6 protein-coding genes (1 of these 6 only partly in view) are annotated in these 20,352 nt (G+C 75.0%); 4 read left to right on the forward strand and 2 right to left on the reverse strand.

Annotated elements, in window-relative coordinates; all coding sequences use genetic code 11:
* A protein-coding gene (locus OG989_RS19905) for a type I polyketide synthase (RefSeq protein ID WP_327028042.1) crosses the window boundary here: on the forward strand, positions 1–15,436 show its 3' portion. It extends 14,396 nt beyond the left edge of the window; 15,436 of the gene's 29,832 nt are visible here — the last part of the coding sequence; the start codon falls outside the window, past its left edge; the stop codon is at positions 15,434–15,436.
* Between the two features lie 152 nt (positions 15,437–15,588).
* On the opposite strand, the gene OG989_RS19910 is transcribed toward OG989_RS19905, so the two are convergent.
* Complete coding sequence (locus OG989_RS19910) at positions 15,589–15,990, reverse strand: hypothetical protein (protein WP_327028043.1); 402 nt, start codon at positions 15,988–15,990, stop codon at positions 15,589–15,591.
* Positions 15,983–16,741, reverse strand: coding sequence for a hypothetical protein (locus OG989_RS19915; RefSeq protein ID WP_225851877.1), 759 nt, complete (start codon positions 16,739–16,741; stop codon positions 15,983–15,985). The genes OG989_RS19910 and OG989_RS19915 overlap by 8 nt, the downstream gene beginning before the upstream one ends.
* Before the next feature lie 184 nt (positions 16,742–16,925).
* On the opposite strand from OG989_RS19915, the gene OG989_RS19920 reads away from it, so the two are divergent.
* From OG989_RS19920 to OG989_RS19930, 3 genes are all read left to right on the forward strand, one after another.
* Complete coding sequence (locus OG989_RS19920; RefSeq protein WP_327028044.1) at positions 16,926–17,360, forward strand: hypothetical protein; 435 nt, start codon at positions 16,926–16,928, stop codon at positions 17,358–17,360.
* Positions 17,361–17,515: 155 nt separating this feature from the next.
* Positions 17,516–18,802, forward strand: coding sequence for a PrsW family intramembrane metalloprotease (locus tag OG989_RS19925; protein WP_327031208.1), 1,287 nt, complete (start codon positions 17,516–17,518; stop codon positions 18,800–18,802).
* Positions 18,803–18,859: 57 nt separating this feature from the next.
* Positions 18,860–19,627: a hypothetical protein gene (locus OG989_RS19930; protein WP_327028045.1), complete on the forward strand. Its 768-nt coding sequence runs from the start codon at positions 18,860–18,862 to the stop codon at positions 19,625–19,627.
* Positions 19,628–20,352: the final 725 nt, after the last annotated feature.

Genomic DNA, 20,352 nt, shown 5'->3' on the forward strand with positions numbered 1-20,352 from the left:
GGTGCACACCGCTGGCGTCCTCGACGACGGGATCGTGGAGGGGCTGACGGCGGAGCGCCTTGCCGGAGTGTTGGCGCCGAAGGTGTCGGCGGGTTGGTTCCTGCACGAGGCGACGGCGGGTCTGGATCTGGATCTGTTCGTGGTGTTCTCGTCGGTGGCGGGTGTGCTCGGTTCGCCGGGTCAGTCGGCGTATGCGGCGGGTAACGCGTTCCTGGACGGGTTGGCGGTCCACCGGCGGCAGCTCGGGTTGCCGGCGGTGAGCCTGGCGTGGGGCATGTGGGACACCGCCGGCATGGCGGCGTCGATCGACGAGGCGGATCGGGCGCGGTCGGCGCGGGCTGGCCTGACGCCGATGAGCGCCGAGGTCGGGTTGGAGCTGTTCGACGCCGCCCTGGTGGCGGAGCGGCCGACGTTGGTGCCGGCCGTGATCGACGTACCGGCGATGCGCGCAGCGCTCGGCGCCGGCCCGGTGCCGGCCGTGCTGCGTACCCTGATCGGGTCGACGGCGGCCCGGCGACGGGCCGCGCGGGGCGGCGACTGGGCCAACCAGCTCGCGGGCCTGACGCCCGACGAGGCGCGCGCCCAGATCGACGTGCTGGTGCGGGGCCTGGTCGCGCAGGTGCTGGGGCACGGTGGCGCGGAGGCGGTGCCCGCGGACCGGGCGTTCCGGGAGCTGGGCTTCGACTCGCTGACGGCCGTGGACCTGCGTAACCGGTTGAACGCGGCCACCGGGCTGCGGCTGGCCTCGACGCTGGTCTTCGACTACCCGACCCCGGCCGTGCTCGTCGACCACCTGCACGAGCAGGTCTCCGGGCAGATCACCGCCCGCCAGACGGCGGTGCTCACCGCCAGCACCGACGAGCCGATCGCGATCGTGGGCATGGCCTGCCGCTACCCCGGTGGCGTCGAGAGCCCGGACCAGCTGTGGGCGTTGCTGGCCGGCGGCGGCGACGGGATCTCGGAGTTCCCCACCGATCGCGGCTGGGACCTGGAGTCGCTGTTCGACCCGGACCCGGAGCACAGTGGTACGTCGTACACGCGCCACGGTGGTTTCCTCTACGGGGCCGCCGACTTCGACCCGGGCTTCTTCGGCATCTCGCCGCGCGAGGCCCTGGCGATGGACCCGCAGCAGCGGCTGCTGCTGGAGGCGTCGTGGGAGTCGTTCGAGTCGGCCGGGCTGGACCCGCAGCGGCTGCGGGGCAGCCGGACGGGTGTCTTCGCCGGCGTGATGTACCACGACTACGCCTCCCGCCTGATGGACCTGCCGCCGGACGCCGAGGGCTTCGTCGGCACGGGCACGTCGGGCAGCGTGCTGTCCGGCCGGGTCGCCTACACCTTCGGCCTGGAAGGCCCGGCCGTCACGGTCGACACCGCCTGTTCCTCCAGCCTCGTGGCGTTGCACCTCGCGGCGCAGGCGTTGCGCTCCGGCGAGTGCGATCTGGCGTTGGCCGGTGGCGTGACGGTGATGGCCACGCCCGGCACGTTCATCGAGTTCTCCCGGCAGCGCGGGTTGTCGCAGGACGGCCGCTGCAAGTCGTTCGCCGCCTCGGCCGACGGCACCGGCTGGTCGGAGGGCGTCGGCGTGCTGCTCGTGGAGCGGCTGTCGGACGCGCGGCGCAACGGGCACCGCGTGCTGGCGGTGGTACGGGGCACGGCCGTGAACCAGGACGGCGCGTCGAACGGCCTGACGGCCCCGAACGGCCCGTCGCAGCAGCGCGTGATCCGTCAGGCGCTGGCGAACGCCCGCCTGACCACCGCTGACGTGGACGCCGTCGAGGCGCACGGCACGGGCACCACTCTGGGTGACCCGATCGAGGCGCAGGCGTTGTTGGCGACGTACGGGCAGGAGCGTCCGGGGGATCGGCCGCTGTTGTTGGGGTCGGTGAAGTCGAACATCGGGCACACGCAGGCTGCTGCCGGTGTGGCTGGTGTGATCAAGATGGTCATGGCGATGCGCCACGGTCTGGTGCCGGCGACGCTGCACGTGGACGAGGCGTCGCCGCACGTGGACTGGACGGCCGGGGCGGTGGCCCTCGCGACGGAGGCGACGCCGTGGCCGCAGGTGGGCCGGCCGCGTCGGGCGGCGGTGTCGTCGTTCGGGATCTCCGGCACCAACGCGCACGTGATCATCGAGCAGCCGCCGGCCGAGGCGATCGAGGGCGAGATCGTCGCCCGCGACGTGCCGCCGGTCGTACCGGTGCTGCTGTCGGCCCGCGACGCCGCCGCGCTGTCGGCGCAGGCGGGCCGGTGGGCGCGCTGGCTGACCGCCGAGGAAGCCCCGCGTCCGCTGGACGTGGCCTGGTCCTCCGTCACCACCCGGCCCGCGCTGGAACACCGGGCGGTCGTCACCGCCGCCGACCGGGACGACCTGGTCGCGGCGTTGACCGCCCTCGCCGACGGCGACCCCACCGGTACGGTCGTCTCCGGCGCCACCGGCCAGCGGGGCCAGCTCGCCCTGCTCTTCTCCGGCCAGGGTGCGCAGCGCGCCGGGATGGGCCGGGAGTTGTCCGCCCTGTTCCCGGTGTTCGCGACCGCGCTGGACGAGGTGTGCGGACACCTCGACCCGCTGCTGCCGCGTCCGTTGCGGGAGGTGCTGTTCGCCGAGGCGGGCAGCCCCGAGGCGGAGCTGCTGGACCAGACCGTCTTCACGCAGGCCGGTCTGTTCGCGGTCGAGGTGGCGCTGTTCCGCCTCGTGGAGTCGTTCGGGGTCGTGCCGGACATGCTGGCCGGTCACTCGATTGGCGAGGTGACGGCCGCGTACGTGGCCGGGGTGTTGTCGCTGGCCGACGCGTGTGCTCTCGTGGCCGCGCGGGGCCGGTTGATGCAGGCGCTGCCCACGGGCGGCGGGATGCTGGCCGTGGCCGCCGCCGAGGCCGCCGTGGCGGAGTCGATCGCCGGGCTGACCGACCGCGTCGGCATCGCGGCCGTCAACGGGCCCACCGCCGTGGTGGTTTCCGGTGCCGCCGAGGCCCTGGACGAGGTGGAGCGGGTCTGGCGGGAGCGGGGCGTGCGCACGCGCCGTCTGACGGTGAGCCACGCGTTCCACAGCCCGCTGATGGAGCCGATGCTCGACGAGTTCCGCGCGGTCCTGGACGGCCTCACCTTTGCCGCGCCGCTGCTGCCGGTCGTGTCGAACGTGACCGGCGCCCTGGCCGGCGACGAGATCCGCACGGCCGACTACTGGGTGCGGCACGTGCGCGAGGCCGTCCGCTACGCCGACGGGATCACCGCGCTGCGCGAGGCGGGTGTGGAAACGTTCCTGGAGGTCGGCCCGCAGAGCGTGCTGACCGCGATGGCCGCCGACGTGCTGCCCGACGACGACGCCGTGCTGGCCGTGGCCGTGCAGCGCCGGGACCGGCCGGAGGCGCAGGCGCTCCTGCACGCCCTGGCGGAGCTGTACGTGCACGGGATGCCGGTGACCTGGACGCAGTGGTTCGCCGACACCGGCGCGCGCCGCGTCGACCTGCCCACGTACGCCTTCCAGCACCAGCGCTACTGGCCCGCCGCCAACCGGGCGCGTACGGGCGACGTGTCCGGGGCCGGGCTCGGCCGCACCGAGCACCCGCTGCTCGGCGCGACGGTGGACCTGGCCGGCGACGACGAGATGGTGCTGACGGGCCGGCTCTCCCTGGCCACGCACCCGTGGCTGGCCGACCACACGGTCTCCGGGCTGACGCTGGTGCCGGGCACCGCCCTGGTCGAGCTGGCCGTGCGGGCCGGCGACGAGGTGGGCCTCTCCCGGCTGCGGGAGCTGACCATGGCCGCCCCGCTGGCCCTCCCCGGAACGGGAGGCGTGCGGATCCAGGTGCGGGTGTCCACGTCGGAGTCGCCGCAGCGTCCCGTCGCCGTCTACTCCCGCCCCGACGACGACCCCGAGGCGGGCTGGACCCGGCACGCGGAGGGCGTGCTGGAGCCCTCCACCGCCGACGAGCCGGACCCGGTCACCTGGCCCCCCGCCGGCGCGGCCGAGGTGGACCTGGCGAGCTGGTACCCGACGCTGGCGGAACACGGCCTGACGTACGGGCCGGCCTTCCAGGGACTCCGGCGCGCCTGGACCAGCGGCGCCGAGGTGTACGCCGAGGTGGTCCTGCCGGACGACGCCGCGACGGAGGCCGCCGGGTTCGGCGTGCACCCGGCGCTGCTGGACGCCGCCCTGCACCCGATCGGGCTGCTGCTCGATGGCGAGGAGTCGGGCGGTCCACGGGTGCCGTTCGCGTTCGAGGGCGTGCAGGTGCACGCCTCGGGGGCGGGGGCGCTGCGGGTGCGCCTGACCCGCGACGGCTCCGGGTTGCGGCTGGCCGCGTACGACGAGGTGGGCGCGCCGGTCGTGTCGGTGGACTCCCTCGTCCTGCGGGAGCTGACCGGTGTGGCCGCGCCGGGCGTGGCCGCGCGGTCGCTGTTCGAGCTGCGGTGGCCGGCCGTGGAGGCCGCGCCCGCCGGGGAGCTTTCCGGATGGGCGCTGGTGACCGGCGGCCGGGAGCTGGTGGCACCCGCCGGAGTGCCCACGTACCCCGACGTGGCGACGGTCGCGGGGGAGGAGTCCGTCCCCCGGACGCTGCTGCTGCCGGTGTTCCCCGCGTCCGGTTCGGCGGCGGCGACGCCGGAGTCGGTCCGGGCGGTGGCTTCGGACGTGCTGGCGACGGTGCAGTCCTGGCTCGCGGCGGACGCCCTGGCGGACTCGCGGCTCGTGGTGGTGACCCGGGGCGCGGTGTCCGTCGGGGACGAGGACCGGGTGACCGACCTGGCCGGTGCGGCGGTGTGGGGTCTGCTGCGGTCGGCGCAGTCGGAGCACCCGGGCCGCATCGTCCTCGCGGACGTCGACGGTGACCCGGATGCCGGGCTGGTGGCCCTGCTGGACGGCGTCCTGCGGGAGCCGACGGCGACCGGCGGCCAGCTCGCCGTCCGCGAGGGCGCGGTGTACTCGCCGCGCCTGGTCCGGGCCGGCATCACGGCCGCGCAGACGCGCAGCCTGGGTGACGGTGCGGTGCTGGTGACCGGCGGTACGGGTGCGCTCGGTGCGCTGGTCGCGGAGCACCTGGTGTCGGTGCACGGCGTGCGCTCGCTGGTGCTGGTGTCGCGGCGTGGTCCGGAGGCCGCCGGTGCGGGCGAGCTGTCGGAGCGGCTGTCCGCGCTGGGTGCGTCCGTGCGGGTCGTCGCCTGTGACGTGACGGACCGGGACCAGGTGTTCGGGCTGGTGGCGGAGATCGGCGCCGAGGGCCGGCTGGCGGGTGTGGTGCACACCGCCGGTGTCCTGGACGACGGTGTCGTGGAGGGGTTGACCGCGGAGCGTCTGGCGGGGGTGTTGGCGCCGAAGGTGTCGGCGGGTTGGTTCCTGCACGAGGCGACGGCGGGTCTGGATCTGGATCTGTTCGTGGTGTTCTCGTCGGTGGCTGGGGTGCTCGGCTCGCCGGGCCAGTCGGCGTACGCGGCGGGCAACGCCTTCCTCGACGCCCTGGCGGCGTACCGGCGGCAGCTCGGGTTGCCGGCCGTCAGCCTGGCGTGGGGCATGTGGGACACCCCCGGCATGGCCGCCTCGATCGAGGAGGCGGACCGGGCGCGTTCCGCGCGGGCTGGCCTGACCCCCATGAGCGCCGAGACCGGGTTGGAGCTGTTCGACGCCGCCCTGGGCGCCGACCGGGCGGCCCTCGTACCGGCCGTGATCGACGTGCCCGCGCTGCGGGCGGCGACCTCCGGCGGCCCCGTGCCGGCCGTGCTGCGCACCCTGATCGGCGTGACCGGCACCCGCCGCCAGGCGGGGCAGGGCGGTGGCGGCTGGGCCGACCGGCTCGCCGGGCTGACCGAGGACGAGGGCCGCGCCCAGGTCGACGTGCTGGTGCGGGGCCTGGTCGCGCAGGTGTTGGGGCACGGCGGTGCGGAGGCGGTGCCGGCGGACCGGGCGTTCCGGGAGTTGGGCTTCGACTCGCTGACGGCGGTGGACCTGCGTAACCGGTTGAACGCGGCCACCGGGCTGCGGCTGGCCTCGACGCTGGTCTTCGACTACCCGACCCCGGCCGTGCTCGCCGACCACCTGTGGTCGGAGTTGGCCGGGGTACGCCAGTCGACCGCCGGCCCGGTCGCCGGCGCGGTCGTCGGCACCGACGAGCCGATCGCGATCGTGGGCATGGCCTGCCGCTACCCGGGCGGGGTGGAATCCCCCGACGAACTGTGGGAGCTGCTGGCCGGCGGCGGCGACGGGATCTCCGAGTTCCCGGCGGACCGCGGCTGGGACCTGGAGTCGCTGTTCGACCCGGACCCGAACCGCAGCGGTACGTCGTACACGCGCCACGGTGGCTTCCTGTACGGCGCCGGCGAGTTCGATCCCGGCTTCTTCGGGATCTCGCCGCGCGAGGCCCTGGCGATGGACCCGCAGCAGCGGCTGCTGCTGGAGGCGTCGTGGGAGTCGTTCGAGTCGGCCGGGCTGGACCCGCAGCGGTTGCGGGGCAGCCGGACGGGTGTCTTCGCCGGCGTGATGTACCACGACTACGCCTCCCGGCTCATGGACCTGCCGACCGAGGTGGAGGGCTACGTCGGGACCGGCACCTCCGGCAGCGTGCTGTCGGGTCGGGTCGCCTACACGTTCGGCCTGGAGGGCCCGGCGGTCACCGTCGACACGGCGTGCTCGTCGTCGCTGGTGGCGCTGCACCTCGCGGCGCAGGCATTGCGCTCCGGCGAGTGCGATCTGGCGCTGGCCGGTGGTGTGACGGTGATGGCGACGCCGGGGACGTTCATCGAGTTCTCGCGTCAGCGCGGGTTGTCGCAGGACGGCCGCTGCAAGTCGTTCGCCGCGTCGGCCGACGGCACCGGCTGGTCCGAGGGCGTCGGCGTGCTGCTGGTGCAGCGCCTCTCCGACGCCCAGCGCGAGGGCCGGAAGATCTACGCCGTGGTGCGCGGCACCGCCGTGAACCAGGACGGCGCGTCGAACGGGCTGACGGCCCCGAACGGTCCCTCGCAGCAGCGGGTGATCCGGCAGGCCCTCGCGAACGCGCGGCTCACCACCGCCGACGTGGACGCCGTCGAGGCGCACGGTACGGGCACGACCCTGGGTGACCCGATCGAGGCGCAGGCCCTGCTGGCGACGTACGGGCAGGAGCGTCCGCAGGACCGGCCGCTGTTGTTGGGGTCGGTGAAGTCGAACATCGGGCACACGCAGGCGGCCGCCGGTGTGGCCGGTGTGATCAAGATGGTCATGGCGATGCGCCACGGGCTCGTCCCGCCGACCCTGCACGTGGACGAGCCGTCCCCGCACATCGACTGGACGGCCGGGGCGGTGACCCTCGCGACCGAGCCCACCCCGTGGCCGGCCGTGGACCGGCCGCGTCGGGCGGCGGTGTCGTCGTTCGGCATCTCCGGCACCAACGCGCACGTGATCATCGAGCAGCCGCCGGCCGAGGCGATCGAGGGCGAGATCGTCGCCCGGGACGTGCCGCCGGTCGTGCCGGTGCTGCTCTCCGCGCGCTCCGATGCGGCCCTGGCCGGCCAGGCGGGCCGGTGGGCGCGCTGGCTCGCCACCGAGGAGGCCCCGCGTCCGCTGGACGTGGCCTGGTCCTCCGTCACCACCCGGCCCGCGCTGGAGCAGCGCGCCGTCGCCGTGGTGGCCGACCGGGACGACCTGCTCGCCGCGCTGCGCGCCCTCGACGCTGGCGAGCCCTCCGGGGCCGTCGTGACCGGCTCCACCGCCGTACGCGGCCAGCTCGCGCTGCTGTTCTCGGGTCAGGGCGCGCAGCGTGCCGGGATGGGCCGGGAGCTGTCGGCCGAGTTCCCGGTGTTCGCCGCCGCGCTGGCCGAGGTGTGTGCGCACCTGGATCCGTTGTTGCCGCGTCCGTTGCGGGAGGTGTTGTTCGCCGAGGCGGGCAGCCCCGAGGCGGGGTTGCTGGATCAGACGGTGTTCACGCAGGCCGGGTTGTTCGCGGTCGAGGTGGCGCTGTTCCGGTTGGTGGAGTCGTTCGGGGTCGTGCCGGACATGCTGGCCGGTCACTCGATTGGCGAGGTGACGGCGGCGTACGTGGCCGGGGTGTTGTCGCTGGCGGACGCGTGTGCTCTTGTGGCTGCGCGGGGTCGGTTGATGCAGGCGCTGCCCACCGGTGGCGGGATGCTGGCTGTGGCCGCTGACGAGGCCGCGGTGGCGGAGTCCATCGCGGGCCTGGGCGACCGGGTGGGCATCGCGGCGGTCAACGGGCCGACCGCCGTGGTGGTGTCGGGTGCCGTCGAGGCCCTGGACGAGGTGGAGCGGATCTGGCGCGACCGGGGTGCGCGTACCCGCCGGTTGACGGTGAGCCACGCGTTCCACAGCCCGTTGATGGAGCCGATGCTCGACGAGTTCCGGGCGGTCCTGGACGGGTTGACGTTCTCCGCGCCGTTGCTGCCGGTCGTGTCGAACGTGACCGGTGCCCTGGCCGGCGACGAGATCCGCACCCCGGAGTACTGGGTGCGGCACGTGCGGGAGGCGGTGCGCTTCGCCGACGGGGTCACCGCGCTGCGCGAGGCGGGTGTGGACACGTTCCTGGAGGTCGGTCCGCAGAGCGTGCTGACCGCGATGGCCGCCGACGTGCTGCCCGGCGACGACGGTGTGCTGGCCGTCGCGGTGCAGCGGCGGGACCGGGCGGAGGCGCAGGCGCTGCTGCACGCTCTGGCGGAGCTGCACGTGCACGGCGTGCCGGTGACCTGGACGCAGTGGTTCGCCGACGCTGGCGCGCGCCGCGTGGACCTGCCCACGTACGCCTTCCAGCACCAGCGCTACTGGCCGGAGGGCACGCCCGCGAAGCAGGCCGCCCCGGAGGGCGGCGACGCCGAGTTCTGGGCCGCCGTCGAGCGGGGCGACCTGGCCGCCCTCGCCGCCGAACTCGGCGACGACACCGAGGACCTGGACGCGCTCGCCCCGGCCCTGCCGCTCCTGGCGCGCTGGCGTCAGCACCGGTCGCGGGACACCGCCCTCGACGGGTGGTCGTACCGGGTCGGGTGGGAGCCGGTGCGGCCGGCCCCGGCGACCCGGTTGTCCGGACGGTGGCTGGTCGTCACCGTCGACAGCGGCGCCGACGCGGGCGTGGCGAAGACCCTCACCCAGGCGGGCGCGCGGGTGGACACGCTCACCGTGTCGTCCACCCTCGCCCGCGCCGAACTGGGCAAGCGGCTGGGCCGGATCAGCGGGGACGGCTGGGCCGGGGTGCTCTGCGTGCTGCCCCGGCAGGACCGGCCCCTGGCGCACACCCCGGCGGTACCCGCCGGCGCGGCCGCCCTGCTCACCCTCACCCGGGCGCTCACCGACACCGGCCTGCCGGGACGGGTGTGGGCGCTGAGCCGTACCGCGATGCCGGTCACAGCCGGAGAGCGGGCCGGCGACGTCTGGGCGGCCCTGGCCTGGGGCCTGGGCCGGGTCGTCGCCCTCGAACAGCCCGACCGCTGGGGCGGCCTGGTCGACCTGCCCGACCGCGCCGACCGCGGCGCCCGCGCCGGGCTCGTCGCGATCCTCGCCGACGGCACCCTGGACCAGGTGGCCGTCCGCCGCAACGGCCTCTTCGGCCGGCGGCTGGTGCCGGCCGCGCCGCCCGCCGGTGCGGGTTGGCGGCCCGCCGGGACGGTGCTGGTGACCGGTGGTACGGGTGCCCTGGGTCGGCACGTGGCGCGCTGGTTGCTGGCCAACGGGGCCGGTGAGGTGGTGCTGGCCTCGCGGCGGGGTCCGGCGGCGCCGGGCGCGGCCGAGCTGGTGGCCGAGTTGGGTGCGGTGCGGGTGGTGGCGTGCGACGTCACCGACCGGGCGGCGGTCGACGCCCTCGTGGCGGACCTGCCGGCGCTGACCGCCGTCGTGCACACCGCCGGGGCGTCCGGCGGCACCACCCCGGCGCACGAGGTGACCGACGGCGAGCTGTCGGAGACCCTGGCCGGCAAGGTGCTCGGCGCCGTGCACCTCGACGCCGCCTGCCGGGGCCGGGACCTCGACGCGTTCGTGGTCTTCTCCTCCGTCGCCGGCGTCTGGGGCGGCGGCGGGCAGGCCGGCTACGCGGCCGGCAACGCCCTGCTCGACGCGCTCGTCGCCGCCCGCCGGGCGGCCGGCCTGCCCGCCACCGCCCTGGCCTACGGCCCGTGGGCGGAGGACGGCATGGCCTCCGGCGAGACGGCCGACGGCCTGCGCCGCCGCGGGTTCAGCCCGCTCGCGCCCGACGCCGCCGTCGCGGCGCTCGGCCGCTGGGTGAACGCCCCCGAGGCGGCCCCGGTGATCGTGGACGTCGACTGGACCCGGTTCGTCACGGCGTTCACCGCCGCGCGGCCGAGCCACCTCTTCGACCGGGTCGCCCCCGCCGTCACCGAGGAGCCGGAGCGGCCGGAGAGTGCCGCCGCCACCGACGGGCTGCGGGCCAGGCTCGCCACGCTGCCGGCGACCGGCCAGGAGGCGCTGCTGGTCGACCTCGTCCGCGCCGAGGCGGCGGCCGTCCTCGGCCACCCCACCACCGACCAGGTGCCGGCCGGCCGGGCGTTCCGGGAGCTGGGCTTCGACTCCCTCGCCGCCGTGCAGCTGCGCGACCGGCTGGGCAGGGTCACCGGCCTGACCCTGCCGTCGACAGTGGTCTTCGACCACCCGTCGGCGGCGGAACTGGCCCGCTTCCTGCGTACCGAAATCGTCATCGGCGCGGACGGCGGACCGGTCACCGGCGCCGTGGCCTCGGCCCGGCCGCCGGCGGACGAGCCGATCGCGATCGTCTCCATGGCCTGCCGCTTCCCCGGCGGGGTGTCCTCGCCGCAGGACTTGTGGCGGCTGCTGGCCGACGGCGTGGACGCGGTGACGCCGATGCCCACCGACCGGGGCTGGGACCTCGACGCCCTGTTCGACAGCGACCCGGAGCGGGTCGGCACCAGCTACACGCGCAGCGGCGGCTTCCTGCGGGACGTGGCCGGCTTCGACGCCGCGTTCTTCGGGATCAACCCGCGCGAGGCCCTCGCCATGGACCCGCAGCAGCGGCTGCTGCTGCACACCACCTGGGAGGTCTTCGAACGCGCCGGCATCGACCCCCACCGGGTGCGTGGCTCCGCCACCGGTGTCTTCATGGGCACCAACGGGCAGGACTACGCCACACTGCTGCTGGGTGCCCGCTCCCAGGTGGAGGGCTACCAGGCGACCGGCAACGGCGCGTCGGTGGTCTCCGGCCGCCTGGCGTACTCGTTCGGGCTGCACGGCCCGGCGGTCACCGTCGACACGGCCTGCTCGTCGTCGCTGGTGGCACTGCACCTGGCCGCGCAGGCCCTGCGCAGCGGCGAGTGCGACCTCGCCCTCGCCGGCGGCGTGACGGTGATGTCGACCCCCGGCGCGTTCCTGGAGTTCTCCCGGCAGCGCGGCCTCGCCGCCGACGGGCGGGTCAAGGCGTTCGCCGAGGCCGCCGACGGCACCGGCTGGGGCGAGGGCGTCGGCGTCCTGCTGCTCCAGCGGCTCTCCGACGCCCAGCGCGACGGCAACCGGATCCTCGCCGTCGTACGGGGCAGCGCCGTCAACCAGGACGGCGCGAGCAACGGCCTCACCGCGCCGAACGGGCCCGCGCAGCAGCGGGTCATCCGGCACGCGCTGGACAACGCCGGCCTCACCCCGGGCGACGTGGACGTCGTCGAGGCGCACGGCACCGGCACCACCCTCGGCGACCCGATCGAGGCGCAGGCGCTGCTGGCGACGTACGGCAGGGACCACTCCGCCGAGCGACCGCTGTGGCTCGGGTCGGTGAAGTCGAACATCGGCCACACCCAGGCCGCGGCGGGCGCCGCCAGCCTGATCAAGATGGTGCTGGCCCTGCAACACGAGGTGCTGCCGGCGACCCTGCACGTGGACGCGCCGACCCCGCACGTCGACTGGTCCTCCGGCACGCTGGCGCTGCTCACCGAGGCACGGCCGTGGACCACCACGGACGGGCCGCGCCGGGCCGGCGTCTCCTCGTTCGGGATCAGCGGCACCAACGCGCACGTGATCATCGAAGAGGCCCCGCAGCGGCCGGCACCGGTCGCCGCCGACGGGGAAGGGCCCGAAGCGACCGTCGGGCACGGCGACGCGCGACGCGACCACCGCGCCGTGGCCCTGCCGTGGCCGGTCTCCGCCGCCGACCTGCCCGCGCTGCGCGAGCAGGCCGGCCGGCTGGCCGACCGGATGGCGACGGACGACGACCCCGCCGACCTGGTCGCCTGGGCGCTCGCCGACGGCCGGGCCCACCTCGGCCGGCGGGCCACCGTGGTCGCCGCCGACCGGGAGACCCGGCTGGCCGCGCTGCGGGCGCTGGCCGGCGGGGAGGACCACCCCGCGCTGGTCACCGCCCGACGGCACGGCGGCGGCCTCGCCGTCCAGTTCTCCGGCCAGGGCGCCCAGCGCCCCGGCGCCGGCCGGCAGCTGTACGACACGTTCCCCGTCTTCGCGGCGGCCCTCGACGAGGTCTGCGCGGCGCTGGACCACCAGCTGCCGCAGCCGCTGAAGCCGGTGCTGTTCGCGGCCGAGGGCAGCGCCGAGGCCGCGTTGCTCGACGAGACGGTGTTCACCCAGGCGGGGCTGTTCGCGCTGGAGGTGGCCCTGTTCCGGCTGGTCGAGTCGTTCGGGGTGGTGCCCGGGCACGTCGCCGGGCACTCCATCGGCGAGATCACCGCCGCGCACGTCGCCGGGGTGCTGTCCCTCGCGGACGCCGCCACGCTGGTGGCCGCCCGGGGCCGGCTCATGCAGGCCCTGCCCGCCGGGGGCGGGATGCTCGCCGTCGCCGCCGACGAGGCGGCGGTGGTCGAGTCCCTCGCGGGGCTGACCGACCGGGTCGGCGTCGCCGCCGTCAACGGTCCCACCGCCGTGGTGCTCGCCGGGGCCCTCGACGCCCTCGACGGGCTGGAGCGGACCTGGCGGGAGCGGGGGGTGCGCACCCGGCGGCTGCGGGTCAGCCACGCGTTCCACAGCCCGCTGATGGAGCCGATGCTGGCCGAGTTCCGCGCCGTCCTCGACGGGCTGACGTTCGCCGCGCCGCTGCTGCCGATCGTGTCGAACCTGACCGGGCGGCTCGCCGGGCCCGACGAGATCCGTACGCCCGACTACTGGGTGCGCCACGTCCGGGAGGCCGTCCGGTACGCCGACGGGATCGCCGCGCTGCGCGACGCGGGCGTCGACACCTTCCTGGAGCTCGGCCCGCAGGCGGTGCTGACCGCGATGACCGCCGGCCTGCTGCCCGGCGACGACGACGGGACGGCCGTGGCGGCGCTGCGCGCCGGCGTCGACGAGCCGGCCGCCCTGCTCGCCGCGCTGGCCGTCGTGGACGGCACCGGGCGGGACGTCGACTGGGCGGCGGTGCTCGCCGTGCTGGCCGGCCCCCGTCCGGATGCCCGCCGGCTGCCCGAGCTGCCCACGTACGCGTTCCGGCCGCAGCGCTACTGGCCGACCCTCGACGCGGCGCCGACGCCGGCCGCCGACCCGGTCGACGACGCGTTCTGGCGGGCCGTCACCGACGGCGACCTGGGCCGCCTCGGCCTCGACCCGGACCAGCCGATGCGCGAGCTGCTGCCGGAACTGGAGTCGTGGCGGCGCCGCCAGCACCTCGACGGCACCCTGGCCGGCTGGCGGTACCGGGTCACCTGGGAGCGCCGGGCGCTGACCGGCACCGACCCCGGCACGTGGCTGGTGGTGGCCCCGCCGCACCAGGTCACCGACCGGGTGCTCGCCGCCCTCACGGCCGGCGCCGCCACGGTGCACCTGCTGACCGTCGACCCGGCCACGGCCACCCGCGACGGGCTGGCCGCCGACCTCGACCGGCTCGCCGCCGCGCACCAGCCGACGGCGCTGCTCTCCCTGCTGGCGCTGGACGAGGCGCCGCACCCGGAGCAGACCGCGCTGCCGACCGGCCTGGCGGCGAACCTGCTGCTCGTGCAGGCGCACACCCGCCGTTCCGGCCCGCCCGTGCCGCTGTGGCTGGCCACCGCCGGCGCCGTCGCCGTGGACGACGAACCGGTCGTGCACCCGACGCAGGCCACCACGTGGGGCCTCGGCCTCGTCGCCGCGCTGGAACACCCCCGGCACGTCGGCGGAGTCGTCGACCTGCCGGCGGGCCCGGCCGAGGCGGCGTACGCGGCCCTGGCCGCAGCCCTGGTCAACGTCGACGGGGAGGACCAGCTCGCCGTCCGGGAGGCCGGCGTGCACGCCCGACGCCTGGTCCGCGACACCGGGCGGCCGGCGACGGGCGGCGGGTACCGCCCGAACGGCACGGTCCTGCTCACCGGCGGCACCGGCGCCCTCGCCCGGCACACCACGGACTGGCTGGGCCGCCAGGGCGCGGAGGTGCTCCCGCTGGCGGAGCCGGCGACGGGCAAGCTCGGTGACCTGATGGAGCAGCTCGCCGCCGAGAGCCGGCCGGTGACGGCGCTCGTGCACGTGCCGGCGGAGACCGGGTCGGTGCCGCTGGCCGAGCTGACCCTCGCCGGCCTCGCCGCCGACCTGGCCGCCACCGTCGGCGACGTCCCGAGGTACGCCGACGAGCTGGCGCACCGGCCGCTCGACGCGTTCGTGCTGTGCACCTCCACCACGGGGGTGTGGGGCGCGGGCGGCCGGGCCGGCCAGTCCGCCGGCGACGCGCTGCTGCACGCGCTCGCGGCGAACCGGCGGCACGGCGGACTGGCGGCCACCGCCGTGGCGTGGGGCCCGTGGAGCGACGATCCCGAGTCGGCCGAGCAGGCGCAGCTGCGCCGGCGGGGCCTGCCGGGCCTGCCCCCGGAGCTGGCCGTCGAGGCGTTCGGGCAGGCGCTGCGCGCGGAGGCGGGGCTGATCGTCGCCGACGTGCGCTGGGACCGGTTCGTGCCGACGTTCGCGTCGATGCGGCCGTGCCCGCTGCTGACCGGCGTCCCCGAGGCGGACGCGGCGATGCCCGCCGACGACGACCGCCAGCCGGCGGACGACGAGGCGGCGACCGCGCTGCGGGAGCGGCTTCGGCCGCTGAGCCCCGGCGAACGGGAGGGCGTCCTCGTCGAACTCGTGGGCAACCTGGCGGCGGCCGTGCTCGGCCACCCCGGGGGCGGGGGGCTGGAGCCCGACCGGGCGTTCCGCGAGGTCGGCTTCGACTCGATGACGGCCGTGGAACTGCGCAACCGGCTCCGTGCCGCCACCGGCGTCCAGCTGCCCGCGGGCGTGGTGTTCGACTACCCGACGCCGGCGGCGCTCGCCCGGCACCTGCGCGACCAGCTGGTCGAGGACGGCGCCGCCGCGGCGGCCCCGCTGCTCGCCGAGCTGGAGCGGCTCGACGGCGTCTTCGCGGCCGACGCGCCGGACCGGCTGACCCGGCAGAAGCTGCTGGTGCAGTTGCAGGCGTTCGTCGCCCGGTGGGGCGACGAGCGTGGTCCCGTCGAGGAGAAGCCGGCCACGCACACCCTCGACGACGCCACCGACGCCGAGATCTTCGATTTCATCCACCGCGAGCTGGGTGGCCCCGGAGGCAGCCTGCCGGGGCTGTAGGAACGGGTTGGCGCGACCGTCGTCGGCGGTCGCGCCGCCCGTGGTCGGGCGGGGTGCCGCACCCGCCCGGCCACGGCCCGCAAGGATGGTGCGCCGGACCGTTCAGCAGGCCGCCGGCGCGGACGCTTCGGACCTCGACCAGGGCGTTGTGGTCAGAACACGAGTGCCTCGGCCACCAGTGACCTCTCGCGGAGCAGCTCCTCGTCCCGGTGCGGCACGGTGTAGCGGCGTTCGCGGATCAGCGCCAGGAACTCGTCGGGGAGGGCCACCCGGTGCCGGTGGACGTGGTACGCCAGGTCGTCGCGCCACAGCCAGTCACCGTCGGTGCGGATCGTCGACCCGTTCATGATCTGTCGCGTCGAGTCGAACGGGTCGTCGGCCAGGTCCATCATGTCGATGAGGACGTATCCGCCCCTGAGGTAGCGGACGACCTCGTCGACATCCGGCAGCTCCTCGGCGGAGACGTTGTCGAAGATGCTCTCCTGGACCAGGTCCAGGCCGACGGGTCCCAGCTCGCGGAACATCCCGGCGAACCGCAACGCCGGCTCACCCATCTGTCCTCCCACCGGGATAGAAGGTCACCCACTGGCCGCCGTTCCTGATCCGAGGAACCTGCCCCGCTGGACCATACCGGTTCACACCGACCGCGTCGGTGGGTGCCATGACCGTCACCCCCAGCGCGTCCGCGACCTGCTGGGCCGGCGGCGCGACCCCCGCGTCGGGCGCCACGGTGCCCGAGTGGCAGGACACCAGGCGCACCGGGCCGCCGCCGTAGTGCGGATTGCCGCGGATCGCCTCGGCGATCTGCGCCGGGTGGGTGTAGTTCGAGGGATGGCCGGCACCGTCCGCCCCGACGACGCCCGGGCGGAAGAGCCCGTTGCGCTCACCATGCACCACGACGTCGTGGTAGCCGGGCTCGGGCGCGACGGCATCGAAGTTCCGCAGGGTCGACTCGTCGTAGCCGATCGCCGTGGCGCCGGGGCGGTGGTAGACCGGGTCGCCGCCGGCGAGGTGCGAGTCCGGCGGCCGGGTCGGCGACTGCGGGTGCGTGCGGGCATCGGCCCAGTCCGACCTGCGGCCCATCGGATCCGTCGTCGCCGGTATCCCCATGAGGGCGTTGAGCACCTGTGGGAAGAACACGGCGAACGCCGTGTAGCCGGCGAGGGCGGCAGCACCGAGCACCGCAGCCGCGGCGATGCCGACGGCGGGGACCGCTCCGTAGCAGCCGGCGAGGCCGTCGGCCATCCCGCCACAGTCGATGGGTACGCCCTCGGCCAGCACCTCGACCGACACCGCCGCAGACATGGCCTCCCCATCCGAGCGTCGGAATCGAGCCACCTGAAGGCGTGAGCGCGTGCACCTGGGGGACCGTCGCTTCGGGTTAGGCTAGGTTAACCCACCACCGTGGACGGAGGAAGCCGTGTCAGACGGGGCCGCGCCCACGGGAGACGGGGCCGCGCCCACGGAAGACGACCTTCCGGTGCGCGTGATGACGGTCCTCGGCCTGATCGCGGTGATCGTCCTCCTCGCCTCGGCCGGCGTCCTGGCCGTGTCCTGGCCGAGCACCCCACAGCGTTCTCCCGCCTTGGCGATCCGGCTGCACGCGTACGACCTGGCGACCGCGCGCATCGTCGATCGACCGCAGAAGAGGTTCCGAGAGGGGCAGATTCCGGCCGCCACGATCGACGAGGGTGTGGCCGGGGCAGCAGCCACGCGACCCGCGCGGGCGAGCTGGTACGACGTCTTCGGCCACCGGACCAACAGCGTGGACCTGCCGGATCTCGACGACCTGCGGGCCAAGCCGGTGCCGTTGAGCGCCACCTCCGCCGTACCCGCGGGGACCTACCAGTTCGTGTTGGCCACCGTCCGGGGGAACCGGGCGGAGGAGGTGCTCGTCTGGGTGCACGTGGAGATCGAGCGGTGACGGAGACGACCACGCAGCCGAGCGGCGCCCCGCCGCCCCGGTCGGTGGACCGGCCGGTGGCACCGGACCCGGTGGCACCGGACCCGACGGCGCCGGCTGCGTACCGGCTCGACCGGCTCGGCGCCGCGCTCACCACCGGCGAGGCGTTGCTGGTGATGATCGCCGTGGCGTCGCTGGTCGCCGTCATCCGGGACGACGGCACCGGGGTACGCGTCCTTGGCATGGTCAGCCTCGGGGCCGCCGGCGTCTCGCTCTTCGTCGCCTGCATCGCCGCCGTCGTCGTCGCCATGACCTCTGCCACGGGTGGCTCGCCGCGTGGCCGCTTCAAGACCTGGGCCTTCGGCGGTGCGCTGGCGTTCGCCGCGCCGGCCCTCCTGATCGTGCTTCTCACCCTCCTACAGGTGGGAATCGCCTGGCGGGGCGCGCTGCTGAGCATCCCGACGACCCTCTTCGCGCTGTGGACGTTCCGCCGGATGCAGCGCAACCGCAAGCCACCGTGGCGACTGGTCGTGGCCGCCTTCGCCTGGGGCCTGTTCGTCGCCGCCTACTTCGCCCAGATGGTCGAGGGCATCCTGCACGTCGTCATCACGGCAGAGCTCATGCCGGGCACCGCGGCGATCGTCAGTCACGCGGCCGCCGCCGCGGTCCCCGAGGAACTGGGCAAGGGCGCCGGGGTCCTCGTGGTCGTACTGCTCGCCTGGCGGCGCGTCGACGGCATGCTCGGTGGCATCGTCATCGGCGCCTGCGTCGGAATCGGCTTCCAGTTCGCCGAGTCGACGTCCTACATGACCGGGGACTTCGGCGCCGTGCTCTACCAGCACTGGTACCGGCAGGTCACCGGGCTCCTGGTCAGCCATGCCACCTACACGGGGATCATCGGCGCCGGCATCGGACTCGCCATGCAGTTCCGCGACTGGCGACGGCGGGCGGTCTGCGTTGGCAGCGGCTTCGCCGTCGCCATCGCGGCCCACCTGATCTGGGACGTCTTTGCAATGGGCCGCCTGTACTGGGAGTCCGACAATTCCACGCTCCAGTTGTTCGTTGTGCAGCCGCTGAACCTCATCGTGCTCAAGGGGCCGGCGTTCGCCATCCTGCTGTTTCTCGTCGTCATCGCTCTGCGCCAGGAAACCAGGTCACTGCATCGGCAGCTCCGGGGTGAGGCGTGCGACCCGCGCGGCGCGATCACCCGGGCCGAGGTGCCCGTACTGGTGAATCCGTCGCTGCGTCTCCGGATGCGGCTACAGGCACTCCTGCGTGGTGACCGTCCGGCCTACACGCGGATGAAGCGTCTGCACTCCGCGCAACTGGACCTGGCATTCGCCAGATGGCGCCGCCACCGGGGCGACCCGCCGCCGCCGGGGACCGAAGACACGCTGCGGCAGCGGATTCGCGATCTGAGGACGGAAGCCCCTCCGGTTCCGCCGGCCGCCGGCCAGCGGTAACTCAGGCCCGGGCAGGGGATTTGGCCGTCCCTAGTGGAGCTGTGCCACACTGCCCGGGTGACGCTGCCTCCGACGTCCGACGTGCCTGACGACCAGGGTGCTACCCCACCGGGACCCGGCAACGCGGCGCCACCGCCACCGCCACCGGCATCGCCACTACCGCCACCGCTGCCACCGGCGACGCCGCCGAAGAACAACGGACCTCTCATCATCGGTGTCATCGCCGGGGTGCTGGCGCTGTGCCTGCTCGGGACCTGCGTGGTCGCGGCCGGTGCGCTGGTCGTCGCCAACAGGGGCGACGACGGCCGGCCGGTGGCCGTCGCGGACGGAACCCCTCCCGTGCCGTCGCCGACGACACCCCCACCACCGTCCACGCGGGAGACGTACGCTCCGCCGGAGCCGCCGCCCACGACCGAAGCGGCCCCACCACCACCGCCGCCCGCGAAGATCGGGCAGTGCATCGTCGTCAGCGAGGACGGCGACTTCCTGGGTGTCGGCAACTGCAACGGCACGCGGGGCACCTATCGGGTGGTGTCGGTGGACTACGACCAGGGCGCGTGCGCTGATCCCAAGTCCGCGTACATCGGGGAAGACGGCTACCGCCTGTGTCTCGAGCGCCATCTGGTGCGCAACTACTGCTACAAATTCCCGAAGGGCAATGGCTGGATCGTCGGCGCGTCGAAGTGCAAGGCAAAGGGCACGGTGCACATCGTCGACATCGTCCCAGGGGCGGCCAACGACAGAAACTGCACACGGGACTACCGGTGGAACCGCTGGTACCGGTTCACGCATCCGACTGTCGTCTATTGCGTGATGCAGTACTAGTGGGTTTCCGTGACAATCCCGCTGCTGCGGCTCGGGCCATTGGTCTGGTGACGACGACAGTGCCGGTGGCTTCGCAGCACGCGTGACGGCCCATTCCGCGGCGCGTCGCAGGCGGTAGTCGACGGCGGTTCACGCGGGGCGGCCGCCCACCGCTGGATTTCTCGGCCTTCCGGTGGGTGTCCTGGCCGCCCTGCCCGGGATGCTTGCGGCCCTGCTCGCAGGCGAGGCGTGTCCCGGCGGTCGACCGTCCCGGGGCCGCGGGCCAGCCCGTGCCCCGGTGGCCACGCCACACCGGCGCCGAACCAGCGGTACGAGGTCCGCCACGGCGCGTACACCTCGGGCTCATCCTGCCCGGGGCCCGGTCCGGACCGTCGGATGGCCGGCATCGAGGTGGTCGGCGAGCCGGACGACGGCGGGGACGGCCCACCGGACCCCGTCGACGATCTGCCGTTTCGTCCGATATGGCGGATGCCCTCGGCCCGGCACCCGCAGGCCGGACGAGCCGCAGCCTCGCCCACCGGGCGTCGTGCACGCCAGGCCGCCTCGCGGCCGCTAACCTGGCGCCAGGTCTCCGGTCGGTCGTCGATTCCCTCGGCCGCTAACCGATCTGCCGGAGCGCCGCTCTTATCGATCACCGCCACGCTGGGCCCACCTCCCCGCCCGGCAGTCCCTAACGAAACACGGGCTAGGGGCACCCGTAGGGGCACGCTAGGGGTTGTGACCGC

This window comes from Micromonospora sp. NBC_01740 (assembly GCF_035920365.1).
In the GTDB taxonomy this organism is placed as follows: Bacteria; Actinomycetota; Actinomycetes; order Mycobacteriales; family Micromonosporaceae; genus Micromonospora; species Micromonospora reichwaldensis.

Bases quoted from the DNA above. Each gene is read 5' to 3' on its own strand.
- OG989_RS19910 (WP_327028043.1), bottom strand. From the start codon at position 15,990: ATGGGTGAGCCGGCGTTGCGGTTCGCCGGGATGTTCCGCGAGCTGGGA.
- OG989_RS19915 (WP_225851877.1), bottom strand. From the start codon at position 16,741: ATGTCTGCGGCGGTGTCGGTCGAGGTGCTGGCCGAGGGCGTACCCATC.
- OG989_RS19920 (WP_327028044.1), top strand. From the start codon at position 16,926: ATGACGGTCCTCGGCCTGATCGCGGTGATCGTCCTCCTCGCCTCGGCC.
- OG989_RS19925 (WP_327031208.1), top strand. From the start codon at position 17,516: ATGATCGCCGTGGCGTCGCTGGTCGCCGTCATCCGGGACGACGGCACC.